Here is an 18,116-nt window from a genome sequence, read left to right on the forward strand (position 1 = left end):
ACTCGATACCCCAGCCACTTGATTTAGAAATCATAAGTTACGCCGCGCGCAATCTTGGAGCGTTCAGACAAAACGGTTGAGCCACATGACGCGTGTGAATCTTGCAAACCAGTTGATCTCCCAACGCCCTCGCATCTGGTATCTCGCTGTGGGCGGGATCGAGACCGTCCATGGCGCGATGGGCAATCTGCAAGAGCTGCAAAAGCGGGTCGAAAAAGAGCATATCCGCGGCGCCCTCTTCGATTTTCGAAAGCTCGAAGGCTATGACCCCCAACAGGACTGGGTCGGCTTTCTAAAGGGATTGAAAGCCTATACGCCGCATGGCTTGCCTATTGCCTGGATCGCGCATGCCCACGGCGCCAACGCGGCGCAGCAACTCGCGCAAGCGGCTCAGAAAGCGGGCGCCCTATCGCAGTATTGCCTGAACTGGCAGGCCGCGCTGATGACGGTGGGGTTGCCGAAAAACACGCCCGACCCCTTGCCGGGCCTGTCATCGCCGCCGGCTGACGGCGGCGATGAAGACGACGACGTCTTCTTGCTGGACTAAACAAAAAAAGCCCCGGCCAGATGACCGGGGCTTCTTCATACGGCGTTCAAACCGATTAGTTCAGGCGTTCGATCGCGACCGCCGTGGCTTCACCGCCGCCGATGCACAGCGAGGCGACGCCTTTGGTCTTGCCCTGGCTTTCCAGAGCCGCGATCAGGGTGACCATGATCCGTGCGCCGGACGCGCCGATCGGGTGACCCAGCGCACAAGCGCCGCCATTGACGTTCACAACATCATGGCTGAGGCCCAGCTCTTTCATGGCGATCATCGGCACCACGGCGAAGGCTTCGTTGATCTCCCACAGATCCACATCGTCCTTGGTCCAGCCCGCCTTCTCCAGAACCTTGCGCATGGCCGGAACCGGCGCGGTGGTGAAGTAGGCCGGCTCATGGGCGTGGGCTGCGGTGGCGACGATCTTCGCCAGCGGCTTCAGGCCGCGGCGCTCGGCTTCGCTCTGGCGCATCATCACCAGCGCAGCCGCGCCGTCAGAGATGGCTGAGGCGTTCGCCGCCGTCACCGTGCCGTCCTTGCCGAAGGCCGGCTTCAGGCTGGGGATTTTTTCCGGGCGCGCCTTGCGGGGAAGCTCGTCGGTTTCAACCGTCACGTCGCCCTTGCGGCTCTTGATGGTCACCGGGGTGATTTCGCGCTTGAAATCGCCTTTTTCGGTCGCGCGAATGGCGCGGGCCAGAGTTTCCAGCGCATAGGCGTCCTGGTCTTCGCGGGTGAACTGGTGCTCGCGCGCGATCATGTCGGCGAACACGCCCATGGCGTTGCCTTCATACGCGTCTTCCAGACCGTCCTGGGCCATGTGGTCCTTGATCACGTCATGGCCGTATTTGAAGCCGGTGCGATGGTTCGGCATCAGGTGCGGCGCATTGGTCATGGATTCCATGCCGCCCGCCACGATCACCGAGGCGTCGCCCGACGCGATGGAGGCGCGGCCCATGATGGCGGCCTGCATGCCAGAGCCGCACATCTTGTTCAGCGTGGTCGCCTCGACCGATTTGGGCAGACCGCCCTTGATGGCCGCCTGGCGCGCCGGGGCCTGACCCTGGCCGGCGCTGAGCACATTGCCCATGTAAATCAGGTCCACGTCGTCGCCGGCGACGCCGGCTTCAGCGAGCGCGGCCTTGACGGCTTCCGCGCCCAGCTCATTGGCGGACATCCCCGCCAGTTCTCCCAGCAGGCCGCCCATCGGGGTGCGCGCCATGCCAACGATGACAATCGGATCTTCGGAACTCATGGTCCGTCTCCTAATAGTTTTATCTCGGCCGGCTCGGGCCGGTCATTGAGAGGAGAGAAAGGCCTTGTTTCGCACCGCGTCAAGAGTGCTCGCATACGCAGCAGGGGGGCTCAGACGGCCCCCAAGATGGGTCGACGGGCCCGATATGCTTGCAGGATTAATCGTTTTCGCCTGTCTGGCCTGGATCATACATCGCTTTATCAGCCCCATTCATTTTTCTTTGAACGCGCCGGGGGTGCGGATCAATCCGGACCAATTTCTCATATTAGCGATCATCGCCTTCTTCACTCCCGCTCTGGGTGAAGAGTTTGTGTTCCGCGGGATTCTGTTGCCGCCTGTTCAAGGATGGCTGCAGACCCTGATCAGCAGCCTGCTGTCAGTGGCGGTGTTCGTGCTCTGGCATCCGGTTCAGGTCTGGCTCGGCCTGCCCATGGCGCAGGAGGTTTTCACCGACCCGGCTTTCCTGATCCTCGTCGCCCTATTGGGCGCGCTCTGCACCGCCCTCACCCACCGCTCAGGCAGTCTTGCCCGCCGTCATCGTCCACTGGCTGGTGGTGGTCGGCTGGAAGGCGGGGACGGGTTAACCCGTCGCCCGGATCCAGCCGCCGCCCAGCACCCGGTCATGATCGGGGTGGGAATAGAACACGCACGCCTGACCCGGCGCGACGCCTTCTTCGCCCTGTTCGAGCAGCACGAAGACACCGTCCTCGCCCACTTCCAGAACCGCTGATTTGGGCGGACGGGTGGAGCGCACCTTGATGCCCACGGTCAGACCATCGGCTTCGCTCAGATCGCCATCGCCGATCCAGTTCACATCCTGAAGCGTGATCTTGCGCACTTGCAAAGCCTCGCGCGGGCCCACGATGACCTGGGCGTTCTCCGCATCCAGACGCACCACATACAGCGGCTCGCCTGTGGCGATGCCAAGCCCGCGGCGCTGGCCCACCGTATAGCGCAACACGCCCTCGTGCCGGCCCATCACGCGGCCATCCAGATGCACGATCTCGCCCGGGCGCGAGGCGCCTGGACGCACCTTCTCCACCACCGAAGCGTAATCACCATCGGGCACGAAACAGATATCCTGACTGTCGGGCTTGGCGGCCACGGTCAGGCCGAGGGCGGCGGCGAGCTCGCGGGTCTGGTCCTTGTTCAGATGCCCCAACGGGAAGCGCAGATAATCGAGCTGCTCTTCCGTGGTGGCGAACAGGAAATAGGACTGGTCCTTGCCCGCATCTGCGGCGCGGCGCAGCTCGGGCCGGTTCCCGTTCATCGTGCGCTGAATGTAGTGCCCCGTGACCAGACAGTCCGCGCCCAGCTGCTTGGACGTGGCCAGCAGGTCCGCGAACTTCACAGACTGATTGCACCGCACGCAGGGGATGGGGGTGAAGCCGGCCAGATAGGTGTCGGCGAAATCCTCGATCACCGCTTCACGGAACCGGGTTTCATAGTCGAGTACATAATGGGGGAACCCCATGGCTTCGGCCACGCGGCGCGCGTCGTGAATGTCCTGACCCGCGCAGCACGCGCCTTTGCGGTGGACCGCCTCGCCATGATCATACAGCTGCAGCGTCATGCCCACGACCTGATAGCCCGCGCGATGCAGCACGGCCGCCACGACCGAGCTGTCCACGCCGCCTGACATGGCCGCGACGACGCGGTGATCCGCGGGCTCGCCGCCCAGATTGAGGAACTCGCCTGTCAGCCCGTACGCGTCCATCAACGCGTCAACACGCGCTGTATCAAGCACCGGAGCAGAAACAGGATTGGAAACGGCGCCCGCGCCAGGGCGCGGGGCGTTGGAAATCAGTGTGGTCATCATCCTCTCCCTCGCCGGGTCAAGGCCGACGACGAACAGCAAAAGGTGCCTGCATATAAGAGTAATGCGGCAATAAAGCCAGTCAGTCTGATCACAATGTCTATCCAGACGGGCGCAGAGCGACGGTGCTTCAGACTTTATTAGCCAAAACCCAGTCACCTCAGAGGGCATTCTAAAATCAAGAGAGAACCCATATGTTCACGTCACTGGTTACGCGTCTGGTCGCTCTTATTCTGGGACTTGTCGCCGTCGGGATCGCTCTGACAGCTTTCTCGGCCGGATGGGTGATCAACAATTCAATCTCACGCTCGGCTTCTGAAGCGCAGGAAATGAATTTGCGGGTCGCCGCCGCCACGCTGCAAACCACACGCCTGCCTGAACTGGACATTCGATATAACGCCGATGGCGAGATCACGCGTCTTGAAGCGCCGGCCCTGCCCGAATTCACCTCCCACGAAATGATTGACTCCGTGGGCCGCCAGACCGGCCAGACCGCCACCTTGTTTATCTGGTCTGAAGCCGAGAATGACTTCTTCCGCCGCACCACCAACATCGTCAAACCCGATGGCAATCGCGCCGTAGGCACCCCGTTGGGCGCCGGCGCCGTTTACGATTCCATGATGGCGGGGCGCGGCTTCCGCGGCCAGGCGACCATTCTGGGCAAGGATTACTTCACCGCCTACCAGCCCGTCTTCACCCCCGAGGGCGAGACCATCGGCATCTTGTATGTGGGCGTGGAGAAAGCGGCGATCATCGCCACGCGCAATACGGTTCTCATGATCACGGGCCTGCTGGCGCTCATCTCCCTCGCGATTGCAGGCGGGGTCGGCTTCTGGGTCAGCCGACGCGCTCTGGCGCCGATCAATGTGGTGACGCGCACCATTGATGACGTCGCGGCGGGCCAGTACGCGCCGAACCATCAATTCCTCGAGCGCACGGATGAGATCGGCCGCATCGCCAACGCCGTTCGCGGCCTGTGCGCCAAGTTGAGCGAAGCTGAAGAGTTGCGCCGCAAGGAAATGGACAATCAGGCGGTGGAAGCGCGGCGGGCGAAAACCCTGTCTGACGAAATCACCAAGTTCGAACACACCGCCAATCAGGTCCTGAGCACCGTCACCAAAGCCGCGCAGGACGTGCAGCAAACCGCTCAATCCACCCGCGCGACCTCCATCGAAAGCCGGGACCGTCTGTCCAAGGTCAGCCAGGCGGCCCAGGCCGCAAGTGCGGGCGTCCAGACCATGGCCGCCTCAACTGAAGAACTGAACGCCTCCATCGGCGAGCTGCGCGGGTCTGCAGCGCGCGTGGCGGAGCTGACATCTGCGTCCGCCGACCAGACCCAGCAAAGCCGGTCCAAGATGGAAGACATCAGCGACTCCCTGACCGACATGACCGAAATCATCGCCGGCATCGACGCCGTGGCCGAACAAACCAACCTCTTGGCGCTGAACGCCACCATCGAGGCCGCGCGCGCCGGTGAAGCGGGCAAGGGCTTTGCCGTCGTGGCCAGCGAGGTCAAGGCGCTGGCGGAGCAAACCACCAAGCTGACCGAGACCATCAACGCCCGGATCGTGAACTTCAAATCCCTGGTCCAGGACGCCGGTCAGGCCACGCAAAGCGTGGCGGACGCCATGATGCAGATTGATCAGGCCTCTGCGGAAAGCGCCTCGGCGGTCGAGCAACAAACCGCCGCCGTCTCCGAAATCAGCCGCTCCGCCCAGACCGCCGCCGAACGCACCGGGCTCGTCGATGAGGAAACCAGCACCGTCATGCAAGGCGCTGAAGACTCCGTCGCCAACGCCGACCAGATCGCCAAGCTTTGCTCTGAGCTGGAGAGTCACGCTTCGAGCATGTCGACCACGATCAACGCGTTCCTGCATTCGGTGCGCTCAGCCTAAGCATAAGAATATTCACCTTATTCCCCTCTAATCAGTGTGGTTTTCTCCACACTCATTAGGGGGGGATTAACCGAACAGGCCGCATCAGCAACACACAGGCAAACTGTGAGATGCGCCATGCCCTCCCTTCCGCTTTCCGTTCGTTTCATCCTCGTCTTCCTCGGCCTGATGACCTTCGGCGTCTTGCTCAAAACCGGGCTTTACGCCGCCTTTGGCGCGGGCTGGCTGGGTTTCTTGATGGCCACCGCAATCGCAGGCGCGATTACGGCGGCGCTCGCCTGGCCTGTCATCCAGCGCATGTTCAAACCCATGCTCGACCTGGCCAAACGCATGGACGCAGTGGCGCAAGGCGATCGCAGCGCGGATAACGCCTTTCAGAACCGGGCGGACGAGATTGGCCGGATCGCCAAGGCGCTCAACCACATGACCGAACAGCTGCATGCAGCGGAAACCGCCCAGGCGGGCGAACTGTCGCGCAAAGAGAGCGAAGCGCAAAAAGCGCAGGCGCTGCAGGCTGAGATCGAGACGTTCAAGACCGGCGCTGGCCAGACCCTGCGCGCTGTGGAAGCGCTGTTAGAACAAGTGGTCGAGGCCGCGGAAACCTCCCGCAACGCCGCTGAAGACGGCAAGACCCGTTCCTCCTCCATGAACGAAGCCGCGCGCGAGGCCAGCAATGGCGTGCAGACCATGGCGGCGGCCACTGAAGAGCTCAACGTCTCGATCAACGAAGTGCGCGGCTCCGCCGAACGCGTCTCAAACCTGACCCGCCGCACCGCCGAGCGCACCCAGGAGAGCCAGGCCAGCATGAACGAGATGGCCTCGGCGCTGACGGACATGGTCGAGATCATTTCCGGCATCAACGCCGTGGCCGAGCAAACCAATCTTCTGGCGCTCAACGCCACCATCGAGGCGGCCCGCGCCGGTGAAGCCGGTAAAGGGTTCGCCGTTGTCGCCAGCGAGGTGAAAGCCCTCGCCACCCAGACCACCAAGCTGACCGAGACCATCGGTGAGCGGATCTCCCGCTTTGAAGCCAGCGTTCAGGACGCGTCCAAGACGGCGGCTGCGATTGTGGAGGAGATCAGCGAGATCGACGCGGCCTCCGCGGAAAGCGCTTCCGCCGTCGAACAGCAGACCGCCGCCGTCGCGGAAATTTCAGGCACGGCTCAAACCGCCGCGCAGAAAACCCAAGCCGTGGATGAAGACAGCGCCCAGGTCATGCAAGGCGCAGCAAACGCCGTCGCGGCCGCCAATCAGATCGCAGACATGGCCAACCAGCTGCGCACCAACGCCAACGACCTGTCTGACCGGATCGACGGGTTTCTGGAGGCGGTGAACGCCGCATAGCAACGCCCTCTCTGCCCGCCCCCCTTCCCTCATTTGCGCGTTCGGCCTATACGGCCCGCCAAAGTCGCTACACACGCTGAGCTGAAGAGAGGCGCGCGCCATGGGTTTCAAATGCGGGATTGTCGGTCTGCCGAATGTGGGCAAATCCACCCTGTTCAACGCGCTGACCCAGACAGCGGCCGCCCAGGCGGCGAACTATCCCTTCTGCACCATTGAACCCAATGTGGGCGAAGTGGCGGTTCCCGAACCGCGCCTGCAAAAGCTGGCCGAGATCGGCGGTTCGGCCACTGTGATCCCGGCGCGGATGAACTTTGTGGACATCGCCGGCCTCGTCAAAGGCGCATCCCAGGGCGAGGGCCTCGGCAACCAGTTCCTGGCCAATATCCGCGAGACCGACGCGATTCTGTACGTGCTGCGCTGTTTTGAAGACGGCGACATCACCCACGTCGCAGGCAAGATTGATCCGCTGGCCGATTTCGAGACCGTGGAGACCGAGCTGATGCTCGCCGACATGGACAGCCTGGAAAAGCGCCGCGCCAATCTCGAGAAGAAAGCCAAGTCCGGCGACAAGGACGCGAAAGCGACCATCGCCCTGGTGGATCTGGCCCTGGCCGAGCTGCAGGAAGGCCGCCCGGCCCGCAATGCGGACGTGCCTGAAGACATGGCCAAGGAGTGGAAAATGCTCCAGCTCCTGACCTCCAAGCCTGTCATGTTCGTCGCCAATGTGGACGAAGACTCCGCGGGGACCGGCAATGCCTTTTCCAAGGTCGTCGAAGAGCGCGCCGCTCAGGACGGCGCAGCCTGCGTGGTGATCTCCGCCAAGATCGAATCCGAGCTGGCTCTGCTGGACGATGACGAACGCGCGGAATACCTCGCCGAGATCGGCCTTGAAGAGCCCGGCCTCGATCGTCTGATCCATGTGGGCTACACGCTGCTGGATCTTCAGACCTATTTCACCGTCGGCCCGAAAGAAGCGCGCGCCTGGACCATCCGCAAGGGCTGGACCGCGCCCAAGGCCGCCGGCGTCATCCATGGCGATTTTGAACGTGGCTTCATCCGGGCCGAAACCACCGCCTATGACGATTACGTCTCCAACGGCGGGGAAAGCGGCGCGCGCGAAGCCGGCAAGCTGCGTCAGGAAGGCAAGGAGTATGTCGTCCAGGATGGCGACGTCATGCTCTTCAAGTTCAACGTCTAAAGCGCGACACAGCAGCTGACGCCCGGGCGTTAAGCGCTTAAGCTCTCCGAAAAACAGACTTTCGGGGAGTGATATGAGCTATTCCACCATTCGCTATGAGGCTCAGGACGGCATCAGCCTCCTGACCCTTTCACGTCCAGACGCCATGAACGCCTTCACCACCCAGATGGGTGAGGAAATGGCGGACGCGTTTGATCGCTCGGACGCTGATCCTTCCGTGCGCGCCATGGTCGTCACCGGCGAGGGCCGCGCCTTCTGCGCCGGGGCGGATCTGTCGCTGGGCGCGGAGACCTTCAACGCCGTCGCTACAGCCCAGGCCGAAGGCGAGCTGGTCGACACGGACCCGCAATGGCGCGATTTCGGCGGACGGCTGAACCTGCGCATCTTTGACAGCGAGAAACCGGTCGTAGCCGCCATCAACGGCGCCTCGGTCGGCATCGGCGCCACCATGATCCTGCCCATGGACGCACGCGTGGCGCTGGCGGGCGCAAAATTCGCCCTGCCCTTCACAAAGCGCGGCATCGCCTGGGATGGCTGCGCGAGCTGGTTCCTGCCCCGCCTTGTGGGCGTCGAAGCCGCGCTGGACTGGGGTTTGTCAGGCCGGACCTTCCTGGCTGAGGAAGCGCTGGCGCGCGGACTGGTCAGCGAGCTTCAGGATACGCCCGAAGCGGTTCTGGAACGGGCGCTGGAACGGGCGCGCCTGTTCGTGAAAGACACGGCCCCGGTTTCGGTCGCCATGAACCGCCGCCTGCTCTGGCGGATGCTGGGCGCGAGCCATCCCATGGAGGCGCACCGGCTTGAAAGCCGCGCCATCCTTCATCGCGGCATGTCGCCAGATGCGGCTGAGGGCGTGACAAGCTTCCTGGAGAAGCGTACCCCGAACTTCCCCGGTCAGGTTCCCGCTGATTATCCAGCAGGCTGGCCCTGGGATACGGACCCGCAATACTAAGCCCCAACCCCAATTATCGCGGTCGGGACGGCGCCCAGGAGGCCCGCTTGCAGCACCTGCCCTCTCCCGACCCGCTCCGTCCGCAAATCTCCACGCGGGAGCTGATCGCCATGGTCGGCTTCCTCATGGCGCTCAACGCCCTGTCCATCGACATCTTGCTGCCGGCGCTGGCCGAAGTGGGCAATGCGCTCGGCGCGCCGGGCAATGACCGCCAGCTGGTGATCACCTCCTATGTGTTCGGCTTCGGACTGGCCCAGCTGGGCTTCGGGCCTTTGTCGGATTCACTGGGCCGCCGCCGGACCTTGCTGATCGCGCTGGTGGCGTATCTGGCGGCGACGATCCTGTGCCTGGGCTCCCAAGGCTTGTGGCAATTGGTGGCGGCGCGCGCCCTGCAAGGGGTCGCGGCGGCGGCGACGCGGGTCATCGCGGTGGCCATCGTGCGCGATCTGGTGTCGGGACGCCGGATGGCGGAGATCATGTCGTTCGCCATGACCGTCTTCACAGTCGCGCCCATCCTGGCCCCCAGCATCGGCCAGCTGATCCTGTTCGGCGGCAGCTGGCGGGTGATCTTCATCTTCCTGTTCGTGATGGCGGCGGCGCTGTCGGTCTGGATGCTGATCCGGCTGCCTGAAACCCTGCACCCCGACAAACGCACCCCGCTGCGGTTCGGCTCGGCGATGCGCAATTACGTGCTGGCCGCCTCCAACCGGATCACGCTGGGCTATCTGACGGCGTCCTGCTTCATCATGGGCGCCCTCTTCGCCTTCATCGCCACATCCGAACAGGTGCTGGCCGAGCTTTATGAGCTGGGCGCCTGGTTTCCCATCGCCTTCGCGGTGATCGCAATCGGGCTGGCGGGCGCCAATATCGTCAACGCCAAGATCGTGCGTCGGCTGGGCATGCGGCGGATTTCGCACTCCGCCTTGATCGCCTATTTGCTGGTCAACGGCGTGAACATGACGCTGGCCCTGTTCGGGCAGCCGCCCTTCATCGTCTATTTCGTACTGTTGATGGCCGCACTGATGCTGTTTTCCATGATCGGGGCGAACTTCTCCGCCCTCGCCATGGAGCCGGCGGGCGAGCGCGCCGGGACGACCGCCGCGCTCTATGGCTCATCCACCGCAATGGCCGGCGCCGTGCTCGGCTCCGTGATCGGCCAGGGCTATAACGGCACGGTGCTGCCCATCACCATGGGGTTCACGGTGCTGGGCGCTGCGGCCCTGCTGACGGTGTTGTGGACGGAAAAGGGCAAGCTGTTCGGCGTCGGAGAGACCAGTGACGAGACAGACGCCTAGAATTCGTCCACCATCAGGCTGTCATCATTGATGCAGCCGTCGAGCCGCCAGCCTGCATCCTCATCCTGCGCCAGAAGCTCGGTCAGCCAGGGCAAGAGTTTCAGCAAGCGTTCTTCGAGCTTGAAGGGAGGATTGACCACCACGACGCCAGCGCCAGCGAGCGGCCCGTCTTCTTTCAGCTCGCGCACCCACATGTCCGCGCGCAACAGTTTTTCGCCTTCAAGGCCCTGATCTGCGATCAGCCATTCCGCCAGTCCGACGTCAAAGCGCTCTTGCGCCCATAAGTCCTTCAGCGGCCGCCAGAAAATGAAGGTGCCTGTCGGCCAGCGCTCCAAGGCCGACTTCGCCGCCTGCGCCATGAACGCCATCTCGTCACGATGCTCGAACGGCGGGTCGATCATCACCAGTCCGCGCTTTTCCCGAGGCGGGACGAGGCCCGGCAGAGCCCGATAGCCGTCCATGGCCTGGACTTTCACCCGGGCGTCACGCGCATAGCGCTTGTCCAGGGTGACGCTATCATCCTTGTGAAGCTCGCACAGATGAATGCGGTCTTCCGCGCGCGCCAGTCGGGCCGCGATTTCGGGCGACCCGGGATAAGCGGTCAGCGCCTCGCCGGGATTCATCGCCCGCACCACGTTCAGATACGGGTCGAGCGATTCGCGCAGATCAGCAGGAATGTCCGCCTTCATCAGACGGCCGATCCCCTGCATCCATTCCGGGCTGCGCTGAGCCTCGTCGCCCGTCAGATCATAGGCGCCCACACCCGCATGGGTGTCGATCACGCGATAGGGTTTGGGTTTGTCGCCCAGATGCTCAAGGCATTGAGCGAGCACCAGATGCTTGAGCACATCGGCGAAATTACCAGCGTGGAACGCGTGACGATAGTTCATAAGGGCTCGCTTTGCGCCTTGGATCGGATCGGGTTTGCATGCGGGCGGCGCACAACGTGACGAAAGTGTAACCGATCACGACTTTGCTCTCGCCCCATCTCCAGCCTAGTTTGTCATCTTTGTACGGCAATCAAGAGGGGAGGGCTTGGAAATGTCGCAGTTTCGCAGCCTGTGGTTCACGGCGGCCATAGCCGCCATAACAGCGGGTTCGCCCGCATTCGCCCAGGACGAGGGCGATGAGGACGAAGCGCAAACCATCGAAGGGTTCACCGAAGAGTTTGAAACGATCGACGGTCTGTTTCCGCTCTATCGCAATCCAGAAGACGGCGCGCTCTATATGGAGATCGCCGCCGATCAGCTCGATGATGAGTTCGTCTATTTCAGCTATGCGGAAGATGGCGCGCCGCGCACTGGCCTGTTCCGCGGCCAGTTCCGCGACAACCGCGTTCTGACCTTCTCCCGCCATTACGGCGAGATCGAGATCAGCGCCGAGAACACCAGCTTCTCGTTTGATCCTGACAATGCCCTGTCGCGCGCCTCCAGCGCCAACATCACTCGCGCGCCGCTGGCCGTGCTTGAGATCGAGGCTGAAACCGAAGGCGAAGACGACGCGCCGGACCGCTTCCTGGTGCAGATCGACTCGCTTCTGAGCGGCGAAGATCTCTCCCAGATCAAACCCAACGCTCCGCGTGGCCCCGGCGCCGAAGACGCGTTCTCGATGGGCCGTCTGTCCGGTGACCGCACCCGCGTTCTGGACATTCGCAACTATCCTGAGAACACCGATGTGGTCGTCGAGTACGTCTACACCGAGGACTCCCCGCGCAATGGCGGCGGCGCCGAGATCACCGACGCGCGCGCTGTGGCGGTGACGGTGCAGCACAGCTTCCTGGCCCTTCCCGAAGAGGGCTATGAGCCACGCGCAGATGATTTCCGCGTGGGTTATTTCGGCCAGCGCATCACAAATCTGACCGACACCAGCGTCACGCCCTATGACGATGTGATCAATCGCTGGCGTCTGGTCAAACAGGACCCGACCGCGGAGATCTCCGATCCGGTCGAGCCGATTGTGTGGTGGATCGAGAACACCACGCCCGTCGAGCTGCGCGACACCATTCGCGACGCCGCTCTGACATGGAATATCGCCTTTGAGGCCGCGGGCTTCTCCAATGCCTTGGAAGTGCGGGTCCAGCCGGATGACGCAGACTGGGACGCCGGCGACATTCGCTACAATGTGCTGCGCTGGACGTCGTCGCCCACACCGCCTTTCGGCGGGTATGGCCCCAGCTTCACCAATCCGCGCACCGGCGAGATCATGGGCGCGGACATCATGCTGGAATACGTCTTCATGACGAACCGCATCCGCTATTCGGAGCTGTTTGACGTGGCGGGTCTGAGCCAGTGGCTGCCGGCCGAGCAATTGTCCGAGATGACCGGCGACCCCGTCATCGAGCATGATCACGACGCCCATGGCGCGATGTGCAACTTCGCCGAACATCTGCAGATGGAGACCCTGTCCGGCGTCGCGGCCTTGCAGGCGCAAGGCGCGTCCACTGTCGAGATGGACGAACTGATCCGTCAGTCCCTGCACTATCTGGTGATCCACGAGATCGGCCATACGCTGGGTCTGATGCACAATATGCGGGCGACCTCCACCATCTCGCTCGATGATCTGGCCAATGGCGAGACGGTGACCGGCTCCATCATGGATTACCCGGCGCTGAACCTGCCTGCAGAAGACGGCGCCAGCGTGCAGTATTCCCAGGAGACGCCGGGACCGTATGACATCTGGGCGATCAGCTACGGCTACACCCCGGATGAGGCGGCTTTGCCCGCGCTTCTGGAGCAATCGACCGATCCTGCGCTGGCGTTCGGCAATGACGCCGACGATCTGCGCTCGCCGGGCATGCACTCTGACCCGCGCGTGATGATCAATGACCTGTCGTCCGACCCGGTGAGCTGGGCCGGCCAACGCGTGGAGCTGATCAACGAGACCCTGCGCACCCTGCCGGAACGCTTCGAGGTTGAAGGGGAAAGCTATCAGCCCCTGCTGACCAGCTATCTGGTGTTGTCCGGTCAGCGCTTCGGCGCCGCCAATGTGGCCAGCCGCCATGTGGGCGGGATCTACAACAACCGCTCGGTCGTGGGCCAGCCAGGCGCTGAAACCCCGTTCATCCCGGTGTCCCGCGAAAAGCAGGAACAGGCGCTGGACGTGCTCGACGCGGCATTGTTCGGACCGGACGCCTTTGCGGCGGAAGAAGCCTATCTTGATCATTTGCAGCGTCAGCGGCGCTTCTTTGATCATTTCGGCGAAGATGAAGATCCGGCGCTGCACGCCCGGGCCTTCAGCCAGCAACGGGCCGTCATGGCGCACCTTCTGCACCCCAACATGCTCGAGCGTATGAATGATGCGCGCCAGTATGGCGGGGAGTATCCGGTCGCTGACTATCTGCAAGACCTGACGCAAGTGGTCTACGCCGCCGATATTCGCGGTGAGCCGAACACCTATCGCCAGAATCTGCAGGTGGAATATCTGCGCCGACTGATCTCGATCGCCGGCGATGGCGACTATTCGCCGGTGGCGCGCTCCGCCGCCTTGGCCGCTATCCATGACGTCAAAGGCTGGGTCGGCCCGGACTGGATGCCCGACCTGATGGGATCGCGCGAAGCCAAAGCGCACCGAGCCCATTTGCGCACTCTGATCAACGCCTTCGAAGGCTAGGATCAACGCGTTCCGCCGCCCCCGTCCGCAAGACGGGGGCGGTTTGCGTTTGTGGACAGCGTTATGTCTGGACTTGACCTGACAAGCGCCAAGACCGCACAACGTACTATTATAACATCGGCTTTGGCGGCGACGCCGAAGAGCCGGAAAAACACGGGGAAAAGGAGACGGATATGATCCGCACCGCCGTCGCCGCGCTCAGCGCGGCGCTCATGCTCGCCAGCCCGCTCATGGCTCAGGACGAGACGCCCGACATTCCAGAGCCGCAGCGCTGGGAATCCACCGGTCAGATCACGGCTGGCGGAGAACGTATCCGCTACACGGCCATCGCAGGCGAGACCTATCTGGAAGACGAAGACGGCGAGCCCACCGGCTCGATCTTCTCCACCACCTATCTGCGTGACGGCGTGTCTGATCCGCGCACGCGCCCGGTGGCCTTCATCTTCAACGGCGGGCCAGGCTCGGCCTCGCTCTGGCTGCATATGGGCCTGTTCGGCCCGCAGCGCGTGGTCCTGCCCAGCGATGCGCGCGATGACGGCGCCGCGCCGTTTGATCTGCGCGACAACCCTGAAACGCTGCTGGGCGAAGCCGACCTTGTGTTCATCGACCCCGTCGGCACCGGCTGGAGCCGGGCTCTGGGCGACACCGACCCGGCCGAAGAATTCTGGGGCGTGGATGAAGACGCAGCTTCCGTAGCAGCGTTCATCCGCAAATGGCTGACCGAGCATCAACGCTGGAATTCGCCGAAATACCTGCTGGGCGAGAGCTATGGCACCACCCGTATCGGCGCCCTGATGCGTCAGCTCGAAGCGGGCTGGAACGATGTCTCCATCAATGGCGTCGTGCTGATCTCGGTGGTGCTCGACTTCCGTCTGGACGCGACGGATCCGGGCAACGAAATCGGCTATGTGGGCCTGATCCCGGGCTACGCCGCCACCGCCTGGCACCACAATATTGTGGACCGCTCCGCCTGGAACAATGACCGCGACGCCTTCCTGGACGACGCTCGCAGCTTCGCTACCGATGAATACCTGCCGGCGCTGGTGCGTGGTCATGACATCGACGCCACCCGCAAGGCGAACGTCATCGAGCGCATGAGCGCGCTGACCGGCCTGTCAGAGCAATACATCGAACGCTCCGACATGCGGGTGACCTTGTCACGCTTCCGCACGGAATTGCTGCGTGACCAGGGCCTGTCCGTGGGTCGCTTTGATTCGCGCTTCACCGGCGTGGAGCCGATCGGCGTGTCTGACAGCCCGGAAGGCGATCCGTCCGGCTATGGCATTGACGGCGCCTATACTGCGGCGATGATGGATTACTACACCCGCGTGCTGGGTGTGGACGAGACGCGCCCCTACACCACGCTGGGCGGCGTGCGCGACTGGAACTGGGACGCGGGTCCCGCCGGCGGTCGCAACAATTACGTCAACACCTCGGTCTGGCTCGAGCGCGCCATGCGCCAGAACCAGGAGCTACGCGTGCTGGCCACCAATGGCATCTATGATCTGGCGACGCCCTTCTTCGCCACCGAGATGACGTTCAACCGCCCCGGCTATTTCGATCAGGACCGCATCGAGCTGACCTATTATCCGGCCGGTCACATGATGTATCTGCACCAACCCTCTTTCGAGCAGGTGGCGCAGGACGTTCGTGACTTCATCGAATAGGCCTGAGGCCAGCTGAAAACGAGAAAGCCCCGGAGCGATGCTCCGGGGCTTTTTTTTCTTTAAGGGTGTCGGTCGAACTACTCGCCCTCGAACGCCACCAGGCTCGCGACTTTCACGCCATGCGCTTCAATCTTCTTCGCGCCGCCGATATCGGGCAGGTCGATGACGAAGGAACAGCCGACCACCTCGCCGCCGGCTGAGCGGATCAGCTTGATCGCCGCTTCCGCCGTACCGCCCGTGGCGATCAGATCATCCACGATCAACACGGTTTCACCCGGCTTGATGGCGTCTGTATGGATCTCCACCTCGTCCGTGCCGTATTCAAGCTCATAGCTCTGGCTCAGCGTGGAATGGGGCAGCTTGCCCTTCTTGCGGATCGGCACGAAGCCGACGCTGAGCTGGTGCGCCACCGCGCCGCCCAGGATGAAGCCTCGCGCCTCGATCCCGGCGACCTTGTCGATTTTCTTGCCCGCATGGGGAAACACCATCGCATCCACTGCGGCGCGAAATGCGCCGGCGTCGCCCAGAAGCGTTGTCACATCACGGAACATGATGCCCGGCTTGGGATAATCAGGGATCGTGCGAATGGCGGACTTGATGTGGTCCATAGGGCGCTCCGGCTGAATGGAAAAAGGCAGGCGCACCCTGCCCGTGTCAGGCCGAGCATTGAAGAGGGCGCATGCAGCGTCAAGCGCCTAGACCGTAAAACAAACGGGCCCGTCAGCGTGTGCTGACGAGCCCGGTTTGGTTCGCGCCGCAAAAACGACGTTAGGATTGCCGGCGATTATCCGCGGTCAGCCACGTAGCGGGCTTCGCGCGTCCGTTCGACATGAAGCGCCTGAAGGCCTTCATGGGACACCGCGCTAATCACATGGTCCACCACGTCAGCCCGGCAATAGGCCATCTCGGTGTCGGATTGGAGCGGCAGCGATCCGCAATAGCGTTCAGCTTCCGCATTCAAACGTTGATACGCCACACGCACAGCGGACTGGGAGGTCAGCTCAGCGCGATCCACCGCAAAGGTGAACTCTTCAGATTGCTGCGCAGAAGCTGCGAATAGACCGGCAGACGCCAGGATGGAGGCCGCCGCGACGGTTTTGATGAAATGCTTCATTGGGTTCACTCCTCATTTTGACGCAATCCGCCGCGCCTCACGGCATTGCGGATTGCTCTATGGACGGAAGGTCGGTTCAGATCCTCACCAGGGGGGTGAATCCTGCGCGCTGAAGCCTCGACAACCGTCTCGGTTATTGTTCTGTCACCCAACAGTCATATAAATGTAATACATCTGGATACGGATGAAAAGTGGGCGAGAGAATTACACTTCACGCTTCCCTAACGGGCCTTAATAATATGATTTATATGCGGTTTTTCTGAAAGCGTGAAATCGGTTCCCATTCCGGGATTTTCTTGAACTTCAATTTTTGTAGATTTTAGAGGGGTTTAGCAAAATTCGTAATTTTGCAGTTTTATGTCACGCTTCAATCAGACCTCTTGATAACTCTAGAAACACTAATAATATCAAATTATTGAATCGAGGGCGACGCACGCGCGCCGCCCCCGTTCATGAGACAAATACCCTCACTCCGCCGAGACGACGGCCAAGTCTTCCACAGTCACCCAGGCAAGCCCGTGTCTGTCACAATACGCGAGCAAGGCCTCAAGCCGCATCATCGTTCCGTCAGCATGCATCAATTCGCACAGCACGCCGCTCGGCTGGCGGCCCGCCAGGGCCATCAACGCCAAGCTCGCCTCCGTATGCCCGCGACGCGCGGCCAGACCGTCGGGATGCGCCACCAATGGAAAAACATGCCCCGGACGAGCCAGGTCATTCGGCTTGGCGTCCGGCGCGATAGCCGTCTTGATGGTCCGGGTGCGGTCCGCAGCAGACACGCCCGTGCTCACCCCGTCCCGCGCTTCGATTGAAACGGTGAAATTGGTTCCGTATCGCGCCGAGTTTTCACGCACCATGGGCGGCAAGGCCAATTGCTTGGCGCGCAAAGGATCAAGCACCAGGCAGACAATGCCGCTGCAGTCGCGGATCAGCTGCGCCATCTGCTCAGTCGTCAAGGTTTCAGCCGCGAAGACGAGATCGCCTTCATTTTCACGATCGGCGTCATCGGTGATCACCACGCCGCGCCCCGCACGCACCGCCTCGATGGCGGAACGAACGCGATCGGACGGCGTCTCTCTTGTGAAGTGGGAGGTCTTTTCAATCTGATTCATGGTCCTGTCTTCCTATTGAACAGGCCTGAACCAGGGCGTCAGAAAGACAGCCAAACCAAAATGCGGCCACACCTGCAGGTGCGACCGTTCGGCTTGCGCCGCCTTCTGTTCTCTTTCATCCGGACTATACCGTCGGCTCCGGCGTCTCACCGGATCTGCTGACCTCGCCAGACTGAACAGCTGACGAGCGCTCGCGGGCTCCCACACAGAGTATGGCTACCGCCGGTCGGGAATTTCACCCTGCCCTGAGAACAAGCGTTTCACGACGGGAAAGCCCGTCGCAAGCCAGTTTGAAGACGTCCGACTTCAGAGGCAAGCCATCGGGGC

Annotated in this window: 14 protein-coding genes, 1 pseudogene and 1 riboswitch; of the genes and pseudogenes, 9 read left to right on the top strand and 6 right to left on the bottom strand. The window is 62.5% G+C overall.

Annotated elements, in window-relative coordinates; translation table 11 throughout:
• Positions 1-85: 85 nt before the first annotated feature.
• The gene (locus ACTIGF_RS03190; RefSeq protein ID WP_439635500.1) at positions 86-547 is read left to right on the top strand and encodes a hypothetical protein; all 462 of its coding nucleotides are present in this window, start codon (positions 86-88) and stop codon (positions 545-547) included.
• A gap of 55 nt (positions 548-602) precedes the next feature.
• On the opposite strand, the gene ACTIGF_RS03195 is transcribed toward ACTIGF_RS03190, so the two are convergent.
• Entirely contained in the window at positions 603-1,790 is a 1,188-nt protein-coding gene (locus tag ACTIGF_RS03195) for a thiolase family protein (RefSeq protein WP_022700236.1), read from the bottom strand.
• 145 nt (positions 1,791-1,935) lie between these two features.
• Here ACTIGF_RS03195 and ACTIGF_RS03200 point away from each other — a divergent pair.
• A pseudogene (locus ACTIGF_RS03200) lies at positions 1,936-2,304 on the top strand (CPBP family glutamic-type intramembrane protease); the annotation flags it as partial.
• Between the two features lie 66 nt (positions 2,305-2,370).
• On the opposite strand, the gene mnmA reads toward ACTIGF_RS03200, so the two are convergent.
• The gene (mnmA, locus tag ACTIGF_RS03205) at positions 2,371-3,507 is read right to left on the bottom strand and encodes a tRNA 2-thiouridine(34) synthase MnmA (protein ID WP_439636641.1); all 1,137 of its coding nucleotides are present in this window, start codon (positions 3,505-3,507) and stop codon (positions 2,371-2,373) included.
• 293 nt (positions 3,508-3,800) lie between these two features.
• On the opposite strand from mnmA, the gene ACTIGF_RS03210 reads away from it, so the two are divergent.
• From ACTIGF_RS03210 to ACTIGF_RS03230, 5 genes are all read left to right on the top strand, one after another.
• Positions 3,801-5,501: a methyl-accepting chemotaxis protein gene (locus ACTIGF_RS03210; protein ID WP_439635501.1), complete on the top strand. Its 1,701-nt coding sequence runs from the start codon at positions 3,801-3,803 to the stop codon at positions 5,499-5,501.
• Between the two features lie 117 nt (positions 5,502-5,618).
• Positions 5,619-6,845: a methyl-accepting chemotaxis protein gene (locus ACTIGF_RS03215; protein ID WP_439635502.1), complete on the top strand. Its 1,227-nt coding sequence runs from the start codon at positions 5,619-5,621 to the stop codon at positions 6,843-6,845.
• A gap of 100 nt (positions 6,846-6,945) precedes the next feature.
• Complete coding sequence (gene ychF / locus ACTIGF_RS03220; protein WP_439635503.1) at positions 6,946-8,043, top strand: redox-regulated ATPase YchF; 1,098 nt, start codon at positions 6,946-6,948, stop codon at positions 8,041-8,043.
• Positions 8,044-8,116: 73 nt separating this feature from the next.
• Positions 8,117-8,992: an enoyl-CoA hydratase-related protein gene (locus ACTIGF_RS03225; protein WP_439635504.1), complete on the top strand. Its 876-nt coding sequence runs from the start codon at positions 8,117-8,119 to the stop codon at positions 8,990-8,992.
• 47 nt (positions 8,993-9,039) lie between these two features.
• Entirely contained in the window at positions 9,040-10,287 is a 1,248-nt protein-coding gene (locus tag ACTIGF_RS03230) for a multidrug effflux MFS transporter (RefSeq protein ID WP_439635505.1), read from the top strand.
• Here ACTIGF_RS03230 and ACTIGF_RS03235 read toward each other — a convergent pair.
• Positions 10,284-11,177, bottom strand: coding sequence for a 23S rRNA (adenine(2030)-N(6))-methyltransferase RlmJ (locus ACTIGF_RS03235; RefSeq protein ID WP_439635506.1), 894 nt, complete (start codon positions 11,175-11,177; stop codon positions 10,284-10,286). The two genes, ACTIGF_RS03230 and ACTIGF_RS03235, sit on opposite strands and share 4 nt — an antisense overlap.
• Positions 11,178-11,328: 151 nt before the next feature.
• On the opposite strand from ACTIGF_RS03235, the gene ACTIGF_RS03240 reads away from it, so the two are divergent.
• Together ACTIGF_RS03240 and ACTIGF_RS03245 are read left to right on the top strand one after the other, a co-directional pair.
• Positions 11,329-13,896 carry a zinc-dependent metalloprotease gene (locus ACTIGF_RS03240; protein ID WP_439635507.1) on the top strand — a complete coding sequence of 856 codons (2,568 nt, stop codon included), beginning with the start codon at positions 11,329-11,331 and terminating at the stop codon, positions 13,894-13,896.
• A gap of 173 nt (positions 13,897-14,069) precedes the next feature.
• Positions 14,070-15,563, top strand: coding sequence for a S10 family peptidase (locus ACTIGF_RS03245; RefSeq protein ID WP_439635508.1), 1,494 nt, complete (start codon positions 14,070-14,072; stop codon positions 15,561-15,563).
• A gap of 77 nt (positions 15,564-15,640) precedes the next feature.
• Here ACTIGF_RS03245 and ACTIGF_RS03250 read toward each other — a convergent pair whose 3' ends face one another.
• The 3 genes from ACTIGF_RS03250 to ribB form a co-directional block, all read right to left on the bottom strand.
• Positions 15,641-16,171, bottom strand: coding sequence for an adenine phosphoribosyltransferase (locus ACTIGF_RS03250; RefSeq protein WP_028284521.1), 531 nt, complete (start codon positions 16,169-16,171; stop codon positions 15,641-15,643).
• A 176-nt stretch (positions 16,172-16,347) separates the two neighbouring features.
• Entirely contained in the window at positions 16,348-16,677 is a 330-nt protein-coding gene (locus ACTIGF_RS03255; RefSeq protein ID WP_439635509.1) for a UrcA family protein, read from the bottom strand.
• Between the two features lie 467 nt (positions 16,678-17,144).
• Complete coding sequence (ribB, locus tag ACTIGF_RS03260; RefSeq protein ID WP_439635510.1) at positions 17,145-17,789, bottom strand: 3,4-dihydroxy-2-butanone-4-phosphate synthase; 645 nt, start codon at positions 17,787-17,789, stop codon at positions 17,145-17,147.
• Between the two features lie 103 nt (positions 17,790-17,892).
• Positions 17,893-18,046: riboswitch (FMN riboswitch) on the bottom strand.
• Positions 18,047-18,116 lie beyond the last annotated feature (70 nt).

The organism is Oceanicaulis sp., assembly GCF_051859625.1.
In the GTDB taxonomy this organism is placed as follows: Bacteria; Pseudomonadota; Alphaproteobacteria; order Caulobacterales; family Maricaulaceae; genus Oceanicaulis.

Bases quoted from the DNA above. Each gene is read 5' to 3' on its own strand.
- ACTIGF_RS03190 (WP_439635500.1), top strand. From the start codon at position 86: ATGACGCGTGTGAATCTTGCAAACCAGTTGATCTCCCAACGCCCTCGC.
- ACTIGF_RS03195 (WP_022700236.1), bottom strand. From the start codon at position 1,790: ATGAGTTCCGAAGATCCGATTGTCATCGTTGGCATGGCGCGCACCCCG.
- mnmA (WP_439636641.1), bottom strand. From the start codon at position 3,507: ATGGACGCGTACGGGCTGACAGGCGAGTTCCTCAATCTGGGCGGCGAG.
- ACTIGF_RS03210 (WP_439635501.1), top strand. From the start codon at position 3,801: ATGTTCACGTCACTGGTTACGCGTCTGGTCGCTCTTATTCTGGGACTT.
- ACTIGF_RS03215 (WP_439635502.1), top strand. From the start codon at position 5,619: ATGCCCTCCCTTCCGCTTTCCGTTCGTTTCATCCTCGTCTTCCTCGGC.
- ychF (WP_439635503.1), top strand. From the start codon at position 6,946: ATGGGTTTCAAATGCGGGATTGTCGGTCTGCCGAATGTGGGCAAATCC.
- ACTIGF_RS03225 (WP_439635504.1), top strand. From the start codon at position 8,117: ATGAGCTATTCCACCATTCGCTATGAGGCTCAGGACGGCATCAGCCTC.
- ACTIGF_RS03235 (WP_439635506.1), bottom strand. From the start codon at position 11,177: ATGAACTATCGTCACGCGTTCCACGCTGGTAATTTCGCCGATGTGCTC.
- ACTIGF_RS03240 (WP_439635507.1), top strand. From the start codon at position 11,329: ATGTCGCAGTTTCGCAGCCTGTGGTTCACGGCGGCCATAGCCGCCATA.
- ACTIGF_RS03245 (WP_439635508.1), top strand. From the start codon at position 14,070: ATGATCCGCACCGCCGTCGCCGCGCTCAGCGCGGCGCTCATGCTCGCC.
- ACTIGF_RS03250 (WP_028284521.1), bottom strand. From the start codon at position 16,171: ATGGACCACATCAAGTCCGCCATTCGCACGATCCCTGATTATCCCAAG.
- ACTIGF_RS03255 (WP_439635509.1), bottom strand. From the start codon at position 16,677: ATGAAGCATTTCATCAAAACCGTCGCGGCGGCCTCCATCCTGGCGTCT.
- ribB (WP_439635510.1), bottom strand. From the start codon at position 17,789: ATGAATCAGATTGAAAAGACCTCCCACTTCACAAGAGAGACGCCGTCC.